The organism is Vibrio sp. 10N.222.49.C9, from assembly GCF_041474985.1.
GTDB classification, from domain to species: Bacteria; Pseudomonadota; Gammaproteobacteria; order Enterobacterales; family Vibrionaceae; genus Vibrio; species Vibrio crassostreae_C.
This window is the reverse complement of sequence record NZ_JBFRVD010000485.1, coordinates 1-285: the sequence shown is the minus strand read 5'-3', so window position 1 is coordinate 285 and position 285 is coordinate 1. Positions and strand designations below refer to the sequence as shown.

Genomic DNA, 285 nt, shown 5'->3' with positions numbered 1-285 from the left:
GGATCTAGATGCGTATCGCTCACTGCTTAATGACAATACCAAGATTTTGGCTATTGGTCAGGTGTCTAATGTCACAGGTACTCGCCATCCTATTGAGGAAATGATTGCCCTTGCGAGGCAATTTAACACAGTCGTCGTGGTTGATGGTGCGCAAGGCATTGTGCACGAACCCATAGATGTACAAGCCCTCGATTGTGACTTCTACGTTTTCTCTGGCCACAAGCTATATGCGCCAACCGGTATCGGTGTGCTTTATGGAAAGCTAGCCCTACTGGAAGCTATGCC

1 protein-coding gene is annotated in these 285 nt (G+C 48.1%); it reads left to right on the top strand.

Going from position 1 to position 285, the window contains the following annotated elements; genetic code table 11:
* Positions 1 to 285 (top strand): aminotransferase class V-fold PLP-dependent enzyme (locus tag AB4585_RS24115; RefSeq protein WP_372171282.1); only part of this gene is annotated, 285 nt, incomplete at both ends.